This window comes from Pelomonas aquatica (genome assembly GCF_026712205.1).
Taxonomy (GTDB): Bacteria; Pseudomonadota; Gammaproteobacteria; order Burkholderiales; family Burkholderiaceae_C; genus Pelomonas; species Pelomonas aquatica.
The window spans coordinates 107,383-119,715 of the sequence record NZ_JAPPUW010000002.1 but is presented as its reverse complement, the minus strand read 5'-3'; the positions used below and the strand labels follow the sequence as shown (position 1 = coordinate 119,715).

Annotated in this window: 12 protein-coding genes; 5 read left to right on the top strand and 7 right to left on the bottom strand. The window is 72.3% G+C overall.

Features of this window, described 5'->3' with window-relative positions:
• Window positions 1–33: 33 nt before the first annotated feature.
• Window positions 34–1,053, top strand: coding sequence for a methyl-accepting chemotaxis protein (locus tag NYP07_RS02885; protein WP_378990187.1), 1,020 nt, complete (start codon window positions 34–36; stop codon window positions 1,051–1,053).
• Here the strand turns inward: NYP07_RS02885 and NYP07_RS02880 are convergent.
• A complete protein-coding gene (locus NYP07_RS02880) occupies window positions 1,040–2,071 on the bottom strand; it encodes an asparaginase (protein ID WP_268147219.1) in 1,032 nt (343 codons plus the stop codon). The two genes, NYP07_RS02885 and NYP07_RS02880, sit on opposite strands and share 14 nt — an antisense overlap.
• A gap of 110 nt (window positions 2,072–2,181) precedes the next feature.
• On the opposite strand from NYP07_RS02880, the gene NYP07_RS02875 reads away from it, so the two are divergent.
• Together NYP07_RS02875 and NYP07_RS02870 are read left to right on the top strand one after the other, a co-directional pair.
• Window positions 2,182–2,550 carry a YciI family protein gene (locus NYP07_RS02875; protein ID WP_268147216.1) on the top strand — a complete coding sequence of 123 codons (369 nt, stop codon included), beginning with the start codon at window positions 2,182–2,184 and terminating at the stop codon, window positions 2,548–2,550.
• 38 nt (window positions 2,551–2,588) lie between these two features.
• The gene (locus NYP07_RS02870; protein ID WP_268147214.1) at window positions 2,589–3,806 is read left to right on the top strand and encodes an MFS transporter; all 1,218 of its coding nucleotides are present in this window, start codon (window positions 2,589–2,591) and stop codon (window positions 3,804–3,806) included.
• A 126-nt stretch (window positions 3,807–3,932) separates the two neighbouring features.
• Here the strand turns inward: NYP07_RS02870 and NYP07_RS02865 are convergent, their stop codons facing one another.
• On the bottom strand, window positions 3,933–4,157 hold the full coding sequence (locus NYP07_RS02865) for a hypothetical protein (RefSeq protein ID WP_268147212.1): 225 nt from the start codon (window positions 4,155–4,157) through the stop codon (window positions 3,933–3,935).
• A gap of 125 nt (window positions 4,158–4,282) precedes the next feature.
• Window positions 4,283–5,986 (bottom strand): GGDEF domain-containing protein, encoded by a 1,704-nt coding sequence (locus NYP07_RS02860; protein ID WP_268147210.1) that lies wholly within the window; start codon window positions 5,984–5,986, stop codon window positions 4,283–4,285.
• A 39-nt stretch (window positions 5,987–6,025) separates the two neighbouring features.
• On the opposite strand from NYP07_RS02860, the gene NYP07_RS02855 reads away from it, so the two are divergent.
• Both NYP07_RS02855 and NYP07_RS02850 read left to right on the top strand, forming a co-directional pair.
• Window positions 6,026–6,838, top strand: coding sequence for a DUF429 domain-containing protein (locus tag NYP07_RS02855; RefSeq protein WP_268147208.1), 813 nt, complete (start codon window positions 6,026–6,028; stop codon window positions 6,836–6,838).
• A 127-nt stretch (window positions 6,839–6,965) separates the two neighbouring features.
• Entirely contained in the window at window positions 6,966–9,638 is a 2,673-nt protein-coding gene (locus NYP07_RS02850) for a TonB-dependent receptor (protein WP_268147561.1), read from the top strand.
• Here NYP07_RS02850 and NYP07_RS02845 read toward each other — a convergent pair.
• The 4 genes from NYP07_RS02845 to NYP07_RS02830 are packed head-to-tail and all read right to left on the bottom strand — an operon-like array spanning window position 9,626 to window position 12,034.
• Entirely contained in the window at window positions 9,626–10,306 is a 681-nt protein-coding gene (locus tag NYP07_RS02845) for an anti-sigma factor family protein (RefSeq protein ID WP_268147206.1), read from the bottom strand. The two genes, NYP07_RS02850 and NYP07_RS02845, sit on opposite strands and share 13 nt — an antisense overlap.
• Entirely contained in the window at window positions 10,306–10,836 is a 531-nt protein-coding gene (locus NYP07_RS02840) for a sigma-70 family RNA polymerase sigma factor (RefSeq protein WP_268147205.1), read from the bottom strand. The genes NYP07_RS02845 and NYP07_RS02840 overlap by 1 nt, the downstream gene beginning before the upstream one ends.
• Window positions 10,833–11,165 carry a cupredoxin domain-containing protein gene (locus tag NYP07_RS02835; protein WP_268147203.1) on the bottom strand — a complete coding sequence of 111 codons (333 nt, stop codon included), beginning with the start codon at window positions 11,163–11,165 and terminating at the stop codon, window positions 10,833–10,835. The genes NYP07_RS02840 and NYP07_RS02835 overlap by 4 nt, the downstream gene beginning before the upstream one ends.
• Window positions 11,162–12,034 carry a metallophosphoesterase family protein gene (locus NYP07_RS02830; RefSeq protein WP_268147201.1) on the bottom strand — a complete coding sequence of 291 codons (873 nt, stop codon included), beginning with the start codon at window positions 12,032–12,034 and terminating at the stop codon, window positions 11,162–11,164. Before NYP07_RS02830 ends, NYP07_RS02835 begins: the two co-directional genes overlap by 4 nt.
• Window positions 12,035–12,333 lie beyond the last annotated feature (299 nt).

Below are 12,333 nucleotides of genomic sequence, written 5' to 3'. Positions count from 1 at the left end.
GAGTTCGCCGACACCGCCGAGGCCAACAAGGGCATGGGCGCGATCAAGGATCCGGTGCGCGCGCTGGACAAGGAGCTGGCCGCGCTGACCAAGCTGATCGACGACAACGCCGAGACGCAGATCGCGCAGATCGACGCGCGCTTCGCGTCGTCGCGCACCGGCCTGATCGCGCTGCTGGTGGTGGCCGTCGTCGTGCTGCTGCTGCTGCAGGCCAACTCGCAGTCCATCCTCGGCTCGCTGCGGCGCGCCGTGGCTGCGGCGGAGCGCATCGCGCGCCAGGACCTGACCGGCGAGGTGCAGGCCCGCGGCCGCGACGAGACCGCCCAGCTGATGCACGGCATGGCGGCCATGCAGGACGCGCTGGCCGGCATCGCGCGCCAGGTGCGCGGCGCGACGGACAGCATCGCCACCGCGTCCCGCGAGGTGGCCGTCGGCAGCCAGGATCTCAGCTCGCGCACCGAGCAGGCGGCGTCCAATCTGCAGGGGACCGCGTCGGCGATGGAGGAGCTGACCGCCAGCGTCACGCACAACGCCGAGGCGGCGGCGCGCGCCAACCGGCTGGCCGGCGACGCGGCCCAGGTGGCGCGCCGCGGCGGCGATGTCGTCGGCGAGGTGGTCGCGACGATGGACCGCATCAGCAGCAGCTCGCACAAGATCGGCGACATCATCGACGGCATCGCCTTCCAGACCAACATCCTGGCGCTGAACGCGGCTGTCGAGGCGGCGCGCGCCGGCGAGCAGGGGCGCGGCTTCGCCGTCGTCGCCGCCGAGGTGCGCACGCTGGCCCAGCGCAGCGCCGAGGCGGCCAAGGAGATCAAGGCCCTCATCACGCGCAGCGGCGAGAACGTCGACAGCGGCATCGTGGCCGAGATCAGCCATGCGACCGGCGAGCAGAGCACCGGCATCGGCCAGATCGGCCAGGCCATCTCGCGGCTGGACGAGATGACGCAGCAGAACGCCGCGCGGGTCGAGGAATCCGCGGCCGCCGCCCAGAGCCTGCAGCAGCAGGCCGACGAGCTGGCGCGCTCGGTGGCGGTGTTCAAGCTCGGCTGAGAGCTGCCAGCGCCGCGGCCGGCCGCAGCGCGCCGACGTCCAGGCCGCGCCAGTTGCGCAGCGCCAGGTGGCTGTAGCCCCGCAGCAGTTCGTCCTCGGTCCGCAGCAGCGCCTGGGCGACGGCGGCCATCGCGGCCTCGGCCGCGCGCACGGCACCGTCGTCGATCTTCAGCGCGACGCCCAGGCCCAGCTCCGGCAGGGCCGCGCAATAGACGCCCTCGGCGCCCACCTTGCAGAACAGTCGCTCGCCGAAGGCCTGCATCACGCGCGTGTCGAAGCGGTCCGTGCCGCCGACCATGAAGGGCGCGGCCGCGACGGCCTGGCGCAGCCGGCGCGCGGCGCGGGCGTGGCCGTCCGACAGGCCCTGGCCGGTGCCGCAGCGCGCGAAGGCCAGCGCCAGCGCGCGCAGCGGCAGCGCGAAGGTCGGGATGGAGCAGCCGTCCGTGCCGCGCGGCGCCTGCTCGACGTCCAGGCCCGTCGCGGCAGACAGCGCGGCCGACACCTCGCGCATGACCGGGTGGCCGACCGCGACATAGCCGCGCGCGAACTCGGCGGCTTCCGCGCCCGCGTTGCGCGCCATCAAACAGGCGACGCACATAAAACCACTGTGCTTGCCCGAGCAGTTGTTGTGCAGCGGCGTGGCCAGCTCGCCGCGCGCGACCATGCCGCGCAGCACCGGCTCGCGGCTGGGCCATTGCGTGCCGCATTCCAGAGCCGTCTCGTCCAGCCCCAGCCTGGCCAGCAGGCCGGCGGCCGTGGCCACATGCTCGGGCTCGCCGCTGTGCGAGGCGCAGGCCAGGGCCAGTTCGGCGTCGCCCAGCCCGAAGGCCTCGGCCGCGCCGCTGGCCACCAGCGGCAGGGCCTGCAGCAGCTTGACGGCCGAGCGCGGGAAGACGGGCCGGTCGATGTCGCCCAGCGCCGTGTGAACGGTGCCCGACGCGTCGACGATGGCCAGCGCGCCGGCGTGGCGTGATTCGACCGTGCCGCCGCGCAGCACTTCGATGAGGATGGGGTTCATGCGGCGAGTCTAGGCGGCGTGCCGCTTGTCGATTCGGCGGGGCCTCGTTCGTCGTAGCGGGTGAAGCGGCGGAAATCGGTCCGCCGCGCCGTGATCCAGGAGACTTGAGCATGAGATTCCTTTCCATGATCCGCATCGACGAGACCGCCGGCCAGGCGCCCAGCGAGCAGCTGATGGCCGACATGGGCCGGCTGATCGAGGAGCTGACCCGCAGCGGGCAACTGGTCAGCACCGCCGGGCTGCGGCCCACGTCGGAAGGCGTGCGCGTGCGGCTGCAGCGGGGCGGCAGGCTGTCGGTGCTGGACGGCCCCTTCACCGAGACCAAGGAGGTCATCGGCGGCTATGCCATCCTGGAGGTGGGGTCGCGCGACGAGGCGCTCGCGTTGACGCGGCGCTTCCTGCAGGTGCATGGCAGCGACTGGGACATCGAGTGCGAGGTGCGCCAGCTCGACGGCCCGGAATTCGGCTGCAAGGCCTGATGCTCGCCATGACGCATCCAACCCGCAAAGGAACGGCCATGTCTTCCCGGACGAACGCCCTGCGCGAGCACTACCGCTGGGTCATCGTGGCCGCGGGCGGCCTGCTCGGCTGCGTCGCGATCGGCGCGCTCTTCTGCCTGCCCGTGCTGCTGCGGCCCATCGCGCGGGACACGGGCTGGTCCACCACCGGCATCTCCGCCGCGATGACCCTCGCCTTCGTCGCGCTGGCGGTCGGCAGCATGGGCTGGGGCGCGCTGTCCGACCGCGTCGGCCCGCGCATCGTCGTGCTGGCGGGCGCGCTGCTGCTGGCCGCCGGCCTCGTGCTGGCCAGCCTCGCGACCTCGCTGCCGGCCTTCCAACTCGGCTTCGGCGCGCTCGTCGGCGTCAGCGCGGCGGCGGTCCTCGTGCCGCTGATGGCCTGCGTCACCGGCTGGTTCGACACGCGGCGCAGCCTGGCCGTGTCCCTGGTGTCGGCCGGCATGGGCATGGCGCCGCTGACCATGTCGCCCCTGGTCGCCTGGCTGGTGCAGGGGCAGGACTGGCGCAGCACGCTGCAGATCGTCGCGGCCCTGGTGGCGGGCGTGATGCTGCCCGTGGCGCTGCTGGTGCGCCGCCCGCCCGCGCTGGCCCAGGCCGCGGCCACGCCGCATGAGCCAGGCCCGTCGGTCGGGCAGGCGCTGCGTTCCGCGCCCTTCCTGATCCTGGTGCTGACGAGCTTCCTGACCTGCGCCACGCACTCGGGGCCGATCTTCCACACGGTGAGCTATGCGGTCAGCTGCGGCATCCCGCTGATGGCGGCCGTGTCGATCTACAGCCTGGAGGGCCTGGCCGGCATGGGCGGCCGCCTCGTGTTCGGGCTGCTGGGCGACCGCTTCGGCGCCGCGCGCACGCTGGTGCTGGCGCTGCTCGGGCAGGCCGTCGTCGTGCTCGGCTACCTCTATGCGCGCAAGCTGGGCAGCTTCTACACCGTGGCGGCCCTGTTCGGCTTCACCTACGCGGGCGTGATGCCGCTGTTCGCCGTCATCGCGCGCGAGAACTTCCCGCTGCGCATGATGGGCACGGTGATCGGCGGCACGACGATGGCCAGCAGCATCGGCATGGCGCTGGGGCCGGTGCTGGGCGGGCTGATCTACGACGCGTTCTCCAGCTATGCCTGGCTCTTCATCGGCGCGTTCGCACTGGGCATCGGGGCCTGCCTGTCGGCGCTGGCGTTCATGCGGCTGCCGCGGCGGACGCTGCCGGCGGCCGTGGTGTGAGTCGGATGGCTTGTTTGCAGCGGAAGCCGACGGTCGGAGCGGCGTCCAGACATGAAACGACCAATATCGAACCGCTATCCCTGCGGGTGAGTGATTGCTCGAAGAGCTTGGCGGACTTGTGGGTCGTCAAAACCGGGTAATCGACGCCGAGACGTTGCCGAACGAGTCACGGACTTTTCCTTTGGCGATCCGATGCGGAAAGGGGAAGTACCGCCCTAGAAATGCTTGGACGGCGTTCTCGCGGAAATCTGCTACCTCTTGGGAGGTGCCTCGCCCTTGGATAGAAGCCTTGCGGAACTCGCTCGAAAGTTGCAAGGCCTCTTCGCGCAGCAGGCTGTAAAGATCATCCATGGTCTCTGTCGAGAGTAAGACAACTATTCTCACGGCAGCGACTCCTTCCAGCCTGCGGCTGACGTTGGGCGAGTGACCCCTGCCGTAGTTGCCTGCCTGTGCTCGTCGAGCGCGGAATCCGCAGATCAGTCCACGTGCACCCGGTTGCGCCCGCCGCGCTTGGCCGCATAGAGGGCGTGGTCGGCGCGGTCCAGCAGCGCGTCGGCCTGCAGCGGCGGCGTGCCGCCCGCGATGCCGACGCTGATGCGCACGACCAGGCCCGGCGCGATCGCGGCCCAGTCATGCTCGGCGACGGCCAGGCGCAGGCGCTCGCAGATCTCGGCGGCCTGCGGCGGCGCGATGCCGACGAGCACGGCCAGGAATTCCTCGCCGCCGATGCGGGCCATCAGGTCGGCGCTGCGCAGCCGGTGGCGCAGCAGCTGGGCGAGCTGCTGCAGCACCGCGTCGCCGACGGCGTGGCCGTGGCTGTCGTTGATGCGCTTGAAATGGTCGACGTCCAGCGCCGCGACGCTGATGACCTGGCCGGCCACGCGCGCGCCCTCGACGAGCAGCGGCAGCGCGAACTCGGCATGGCGGCGGTTGTGCAGGCCGGTCAGCACGTCCTCGTGGGCGGCGCGGTCCAGCGCCATCGCGTGCTCGCGCAGGCGCTGCTGCTCGCTCTCGAGGTGGGCGGCGCGGGCGCGCTCGCGGCGGGCATCGGCGACGGCGCTGTCGGCGCGGGCCTGGGCCTGCTCGACCTGGTCGCGGATCAGGATGACCTCGGTCTGCAGCACGAGGTTGTCGCGGCGGATCTGCAGGTCCAGCCGCAGCAGTTCCTCCAGCCAGCCCAGCGCCTCGCCGAACTCGCCGCTGGCCTTGTGCGTCTCGTACAGCGAGCGCACCAGCAGCCGGCGCAGCCGCGGCGGCGGCTCGGCCACCGCGTGCAGCAGGGCCTTGAGCATGCGCGTGGCCTGCAGGGGTTCGCCGCTCAGGCGCAGGAAGATGGCGCGCTGCACGTCGGCCTCGATGGCCAGCATGGGGTAGCCGTGGTTGTGCGCGAGGTGGCTGAACTCGTTGATGAGGGGCAGGGCCGCGTCGACATGGCCGCCCGCGAGCAGCGCGTTGACGAGGTTGGACATCGCCACGGCGACCTTGAAGGCGCTGCCCGAACGGCAGGCGATGGCATGGGCGTGCTCGGCGGCCCGGCGGGCCTCGGCGATGGCCTCGGCCAGCGGCTCGGCCTGGCGCAGCGCGGCGGCATCGTCGACGCGGCGCAGCCAGAAATAGGCCAGGTTGTTCTGGCAGGAGAACAGCACCTCGGCCGACTCGGCGCGCGCGGCGATCTCCAGCGCCTGCTCCGTCGACGCGCAGGCCTGCACCGGGTTCTCGAGGCTGCAATAGGCCGCGCCGACGCGGTTCAGCGCCCAGGCCTCGCGGACGGCGTCGCCCGCCCGGCGCGCGGCGGCGAGGCCGCGCATGCCGGCCTCCAGCGCCTCGCGGGCCATCAGCAACTGGCCGTAGACGAAGGACTGGGCGGTCAGCGCGTCGGCGACGAGGCCGTCGTCCTCCAGGCGCTCGGCCAGGCCCAGGGCCGAGGCCGCGCAGCGCGCGCTGGCCGTCAGCCGGCCGATGCGCGGGTATTGCTGGGCCAGCAGCGTCAGCGCGTCGGCGCGGCGGCGCAGCTCGGTGGCCGGGCAGGCCTGCAGCAACTGCTCCAGCGCCTCGGTGGACGCCTGGTAGGCGCCGGCCGCGGCGCGGCGGCGTTGCTCGGCCAGCGCCCGATCGAAGGCAGCGGCCTCGAAGCCGACGGCATCGGCGGGCGTGGCTGGGAGGTCGAGCAGGTCTGACATGGGGAATTCCTGATTGTGCCAAGGCCCAGAATGCCGGCCATGCGTGACGCCAGCTTTTTCGGGATCGACTTCACGAGTGCGCCCAGTGCGCGCAAGCCCATCCGCGTCGCGGCCGGCCAGCGCCAGGGCGGTGTCGTGCGCCTGGCCGGCCTGGAGGCGCTGGGCAGCCTGGACGCCTTCTCGGCCTGGCTGACGCGCCCGGGGCCCTGGGTGGCGGGTTTCGACCTGCCCTTCGGGCTGCCGCGCGAACTCGTCGAGACCCTGGGCTGGCCGACCGGCTATGCCGCGCTGATGGCCCATTACGCGGCGCTGAGCCGGGCCGAGATCCGCGACCGCTTCGCGGCCTTCTGCGACGCGCGGCCGGCCGGCGCCAAGTTCGCCCACCGCGGCTGCGACGGGCCGGCCGGCGCGAGCCCGAGCATGAAATGGGTCAACCCGCCGGTGGCCTGGATGCTGCATGCCGGCGTGCCGCGCCTCATCGCGGCCGGCGTGCACCTGCCCGGCCTGCTGGACGGCGACCCGGGCCGCGTCGCGCTGGAGACCTACCCGGGGCTGCTGGCGCGCGAGCTGATCGCGCGGCGCTCCTACAAGAGCGACGCCAGGGCCGCGCAGACGCCCGAGCGGCTGATCGCGCGCAAGGATGTCGTCGATGCGCTGGAGCAGGGCCGCAGCCGCCTCGGGCTGCGCCTCAAGCTCAGCCATGCGCAGCGCGACGCGCTGGTGGCCGACGCCAGCGGCGACAGCCTGGACGCGGTGCTGGCGATGCTGCAGGCCGCCTGGGCGGCCGGCCGGCCGCGCTACGGCTGGCCCGAGGGCGTGGACCCGCTGGAAGGCTGGATCGCCAGCGCCTGAGCCCGGCCGGCGTTGTCAGGAGCCGACGCTGGCGGCGGATTTGTCGTGGCCAGCGTGCGGCGCGCTTCTTGCTGATCCGAGAATCGCGCCCTTTCAGCCCTCCCCCACAGGTGAACCCGCCGTGAACATGCCCGTCCGCTCGCCCCTGCTGCCGCTCGCCGCGGCCCTGCTGTCCTGCTTTGCCCCGGCGCTGTGGGCCCAGTCGGCCACCGGGGACGGCGCGGCGGGCGAGGGTGACAAGGCGGCGCTGGCCCGCGTGGTCGTCACCGGCTCCAACATCCGCCGCAGCGACGGCGAGACGCCCAGCCCGGTGCAGAAGCTCACGGCGGATGACATCGCGCGCAGCGGCTACAGCACGCTGGGCGAGGTGCTGCAGCATCTGTCGGCCAACAACATGGGCTCGCTGGGCCAGGCCACGCCGGGCGCCTTCGGGGCCGGCGGTTCGGGCATCTCGCTGCGCGGCATGACGGTCGGCGCGACGCTGGTGCTGATCGACGGCCACCGCATGGCCCCTTACCCGCTGCCCGACGACGGCCAGCGCGATTTCGTCGACATCGCCTCCATCCCGGTGGACGCGGTCGAGCGCGTCGAGGTGCTGAAGGACGGCGCCTCGGCCATCTACGGCTCCGACGCGATGGCCGGCGTCGTCAACGTCATCCTCAAGCGCAGCCAGCAGGGCGGGGCGCTGCATGCCGAGGTGGGCAGCGCCAGCCGGGGCGATGGCCGCTCGGTCAAGCTCTCGGGCGCACGCGGCTTCGGCGACCTGGACCGCGACGGCATGGCCGGCTATGTGGCCGCCAGCGCGCGCCGCCAGCAGCCCATCCTGCTCAGCGACCGGCCGGCCCTGGGCGGCTCGGACTGGACGCGCTACGGCGGCCAGAACCTGGGCCTCACGGCCAACCCCGAGCTGCAGGTGTCGCCGCAGACGCGCAATTACAGCCTGCTCGGCAAGCTCACGGCGCTGCTGCCGCAGGACTGGACGCTGTCGCTGGCCGGCTCGGTGCTGGGCAGCTCGGCCACGCAGGTGGGCCTGCTCAACGGCGTGTCGCCCAAGGGGGGCATCACGACCTTCGCCTTCGGTCCCGACCACCCGCTGCCCACGCCGACGGCGCTGAACGGCAGCAACGTCATCGACCCCGTCAGCGGCAACCCGGTGGACCAGACCTTCGCCGACCTGCCGGCGCAGCGCTCGCGCACCGCCACGCGCTCGACCCGCTTCGTCGCCGAGCTCTCCGGCGGCTGGGCCGGCTGGGACGTGCAGGCGGCGCTCGGCCTGACCCGCGTGGCCACCGAGCTGACGATGCGCAACTTCATCAGCCTGCCGGCGTTGCAGGCGGCGCTGAACAGCGGCAAATACGTCATCGGCGCCAACAACCCCGCCGACGTGCTGGCCAGCCTGACGCCCGAGGGGCGCTCCACGTCGTCGAACACGCTGAACTTCGTGTCGCTGCGCGCCAGCCGCGACCTGATGAAGCTGGCCGGCGGCAACCTCGCGCTGGGCACCGGCCTCGAGTTCACGAAGCGCTCGCTGGACGAGCGCTTCCCCGATGGCTTCGCCAGCGGCTTGCAGGCCAGCAACATCTACGCCTTCGGCGTCGGCAAGCAGACCATTTCGGCGGCCTACGTCGAGCTGGCCGCGCCGCTGACCAGGCAGCTGGAGGTGGACGCCGCCGCGCGCGTGGACCACTACGACACCTATGGCTCGTCGACGACGCCCAAGCTCGGCTTCAAGTTCCTGCCGTTGCGCGAGCTGACGCTACGCGGCACCTATGCCGGCGGCTTCCGCGCGCCCAACCCGGTCGAGATCGGCATCTCGGGCTCCAGCGCCGGCTATCTGCCGCCGCTGCTGGACACGGCGCTGTGCGCCGTCGTCAAGCCCGGCCAGCCCTGCGACATCTACGTGGGCGGCACCCAGCTGCAGTTGCCGGGCAAGGATCTGCGCCCCGAAAAGAGCAAGAGCTACACGCTGGGCCTGGTGTTCGAACCGGGGCCGGCCTTCAACCTGTCGCTGGACTACTACGACGTCAAGATCAGCAACCAGATCGTGTCGGTGGGTCTGTTCGGCCAGTACCAGATCGACACGCCCGATGCCTACGGCACCAGGCTCTACCGCGTGCACAGCCCGACGACGGCCAACGCCGCGCCCACCGGGCCGGACGACACCATCCTCTACGGCACCTACCCCTTCATCAACCTGGGCAGCGCCCGCAGCAGCGGCCTGGACCTGGACCTGCGCCTCAAGCTCGACGGCGGCGCCTGGGGCCGGTTCACGCCGCAGCTGCAGTGGACGCACATGATCCGCTACACCATCGACCGCGGCCCGGGCCAGGTCTACGAGCTGGCGGGCACGCATGGGCCGAGCTTCGTGTCCACCAACACCGGCACGCCGCGCGAGCGTGGCGCGCTGGCGCTGACCTGGGCGCGCGGCCCCGTGGAGCTGACCGGCACGCTGAACTACACCAGCGGCATGCGCGTGGAAGACGCCAGCTACAACCTGCCGGACTGCGCCTCGGCGCTGTCGACGATCTTCCCCAATGGGTTGCCGGCCGGCGGCTCGCCGCTGTGCCGCGTGCCCTCGTTCACGACGGTCAACCTCAGCGGCAGCTGGCAGGTCAGCGAGCGCTTCAGCCTGCGTGCGTCGGTGGCCAATCTGTTCGACCGCGCCGCGCCCATCGACGCGTTCGCGTCGGGCTCCACGGGTGGCGGCGTGTCGTCGGGCGGTGCGCACTACAACCCGTCGCTGCACCAGGAGGGCGCCGTCGGCCGCTACCTGACGCTGGGCCTGAGCTACAGGTTCTGAGCCTTGCGCCAGGCGGCGGCAAAACGCTCCAGCTCGGCGCCGTCCAGGTCCGACACGGCCCAGAACTGCATCGCGCCGTCGCTCCAGCGCACGAGGTTGAAGCCGCGGCGCTGCAGCTTCTCGGGCGCCGTGCCGCGCTCGGCCGGCCATTGGTAGAGGGCTATCTTGTGCAGCCGCACCTGGTAGGCCAGCACCGCCGTGGGCCGGCCCTGCAGGGCCTGCACGCGCCCGCCGAGCAGCGCGAAGCCCTGCTCGCGCAGCGGCGCGTCGAGCACGGTGGGCGCGTAGTCCAGCCGGCCCTGGAACCAGGGCTTGACCGTGTGGCGGTCGCTGGAGGCGACCTCGTAGAGCGGCCCCACCTGCAGCGCGCGCACATGGGCGGCGACGAGTTCGTCGGGCAACTGGCCGTCGGGCATCAGCCGCGGCGCGACGAGCACGGCCGCCAGCGTCAGCGCGACACCGGCGACGAGGCCACCGGCGCCGGCGAAGGCCGGGTGGATGCGTGTCAACGCAGCGAGTCGTTCGCGCCAACCCGGCCTCGGGCGTGGCTGCTCCTGCGCGGCGGCCTGCAGCGTCAGCTGCGTGCGCAGCTTGGCGCGCAGGCCCTCGCCGGCCGGGTGGCGGCTGGCGTGCTGCTGCAGCAGGCGGGTGAGGTCGTCGTCGTTCATCAGGGCAGACCTGCGAGTTGCAGCTCGCGTTTGAGTTGGGCGCGGGCGCGCGACAGCCGCGACATCACGGTGCCGATGGGGATGCCGGCGATGTAGGCGATGTCGCGGTAGTCCAGGCCTTCGAGTTCGCGCAGCACGATGACCTCGCGCATCGGCGGAGTCAGCTGGCGCAGGGCGGCGTCCACGAGCACCTGCTCGCGCCGCGCGCCCAGGGCCGCGAGCGGGTCGGGCAAGGGGCTGGGCGAGCGGGCTTCGAGCTGCTCCCAGCCGTCCTCGTCCAGCAGCGCCACGTCGGCCCGGCCGCGCTCGCGGGCCAGCGCCGTGAAGCAGGCATTGCGCACGATGCCAAGGAACCAGGGCCGGGCGTCCTCGTTGGCGCGCAGCGCGGCGAAGTAGCGGAAAGCGCGCAGCGCGGCTTCCTGCACCGCGTCCTCGGCCGCGGCCGCGTCGCGCAGCAGCCAGCGCGCGAGGTTGTGTGCCGCGTCCAGCAGCGGTAGCACGGTGGCCTCGAAGCGGCGCGCGTCGGTCATGTCACGATGAAGTGACCATCCATGCCCTCGTGTCCGTCGCCGCAGAAGCTGTCGCACAGGAAGGCGAGCTGTCCAGCGACCTGGGGTGTGAGGGCGAGGCGGGTGACGCGGCCGGGCATGAGGTCGGTACGCAGCTTGAGGTCGGGCACGAAGAAGCCGTGCGCGAAGTCGAGCGAGCGTATCAGCAGCACGACCGGCTCGCCGGCCTTCAGCGGGATCACGTTGGGCGTGAACCTGAAGCGCTGGGCCGTGATCTCGATCTCGCGCGGCGCCTGGGCTCGCGCGCCCATGCCCACGGCTGCGAGCAGCAAGAGCTGTCGGCGCCTCATGCTGCAGAGACTCCATGCTCGATGCGCTCCACGTCCCTGCCGCCGGCCTCGACCTCGCGCCAGCCCAGGCCGCGGTAGGGCGCGGCCGGGTCCCAGGCCACGGGCAGCGGCTTCTCGGCCGTGCCGGGCGCGGGCAGCGGGAACATCAGCGAGCGTGCCGAATGGTGGGCGATGTGGCCCGTCATCTGGTGGTGCTCCTGGTGGATGTGGCCGTAGAAGACGGTGACGTTCCTGTGCGGCATCAAGAGGGCCAGGGCCTGGTCGCCGTCGCGGGTGTGCCAGTCCCACTTGGGCACCAGCGGGAACAGCGGCCGGTGGGCCAGCACGACGAGGGGCGCGTCGCGGTCCAGCCTGGCCAGCTCGGCCTGCAGCCAGCCGAGCTGCTCGGCGCCGAGCGTCGTGCCGCGGTCGGACACGTTGTCCAGCGCGATGAAGTGCACGCCCTTGTGGTCGAAGCGGTACCAGGTGTCGCCGAACATTTCCTTGAAGGCGGCGCCGCGGTCCAGCGCGGCGTCGTGCTCGCCGGGCATGAAGCGCACGGTCTTGACCTTGAGCTCGCCGACGACCTGCTTGAACTCGGCCATGCGGCGGCGGCGCTCGGCGGGGTCGTCCGTGGTGTGGGTCAGGTCGCCGGTGAAGACGATGAAGTCGGGCGCCTGGGGCAGGGCGTTGACGGCCGCGACCGCCTTGGGCAGCGTGCCGCGCGCATCGGGGTTGGGCGCGCCCTGGAAGCCCCAGTGCGTGTCGGACAGCTGCACGAAATAGAACCCGTCCTGGCGCCGCCCGGTCGCCGCGCAGCCGGCCAGGCCGGCCGAGAAGATGGCGCCGCCGCCGAGGCCGGCGAGGTGGAGGAAGTCGCGTCTGTGCATGGTCGCCCTCGCGAGGGAAGTGGTGACCTGCTGCTCTACCGGCGCGCGCCGGGTTTTATTCCCGGCCTTGGCAGGCGGTGGCGGCAAACGTCGGTTTGGTTTACACGGCGGCGCGGCCGGCGCGCCCCGATCCCGCCGGCATGGGCGCCAAGTCACTGTCCCCCAACGGGAAAAGCGAAATGGCAATGAGCCGGGATTGCTTCTTGCTTGTCACGTGCCGCGAGCGTTGGGCGGTGGCCCAGGCCTGCCGGTCGGGCACCGGGGCCGGGGTCGATCCGCATTTGAACAACACAGCCACC

Coding starts and splice junctions, on each gene's coding strand:
- NYP07_RS02885 (WP_378990187.1), top strand. CDS start 34: ATGGGCGCGATCAAGGATCCGGTGCGCGCGCTGGACAAGGAGCTGGCC.
- NYP07_RS02845 (WP_268147206.1), bottom strand. CDS start 10,306: ATGAACGACGACGACCTCACCCGCCTGCTGCAGCAGCACGCCAGCCGC.
- NYP07_RS02840 (WP_268147205.1), bottom strand. CDS start 10,836: ATGACCGACGCGCGCCGCTTCGAGGCCACCGTGCTACCGCTGCTGGAC.
- NYP07_RS02850 (WP_268147561.1), top strand. CDS start 6,966: ATGCCCGTCCGCTCGCCCCTGCTGCCGCTCGCCGCGGCCCTGCTGTCC.
- NYP07_RS02860 (WP_268147210.1), bottom strand. CDS start 5,986: ATGTCAGACCTGCTCGACCTCCCAGCCACGCCCGCCGATGCCGTCGGC.
- NYP07_RS02870 (WP_268147214.1), top strand. CDS start 2,589: ATGTCTTCCCGGACGAACGCCCTGCGCGAGCACTACCGCTGGGTCATC.
- NYP07_RS02865 (WP_268147212.1), bottom strand. CDS start 4,157: ATGGATGATCTTTACAGCCTGCTGCGCGAAGAGGCCTTGCAACTTTCG.
- NYP07_RS02875 (WP_268147216.1), top strand. CDS start 2,182: ATGAGATTCCTTTCCATGATCCGCATCGACGAGACCGCCGGCCAGGCG.
- NYP07_RS02830 (WP_268147201.1), bottom strand. CDS start 12,034: ATGCACAGACGCGACTTCCTCCACCTCGCCGGCCTCGGCGGCGGCGCC.
- NYP07_RS02855 (WP_268147208.1), top strand. CDS start 6,026: ATGCGTGACGCCAGCTTTTTCGGGATCGACTTCACGAGTGCGCCCAGT.
- NYP07_RS02835 (WP_268147203.1), bottom strand. CDS start 11,165: ATGAGGCGCCGACAGCTCTTGCTGCTCGCAGCCGTGGGCATGGGCGCG.
- NYP07_RS02880 (WP_268147219.1), bottom strand. CDS start 2,071: ATGAACCCCATCCTCATCGAAGTGCTGCGCGGCGGCACGGTCGAATCA.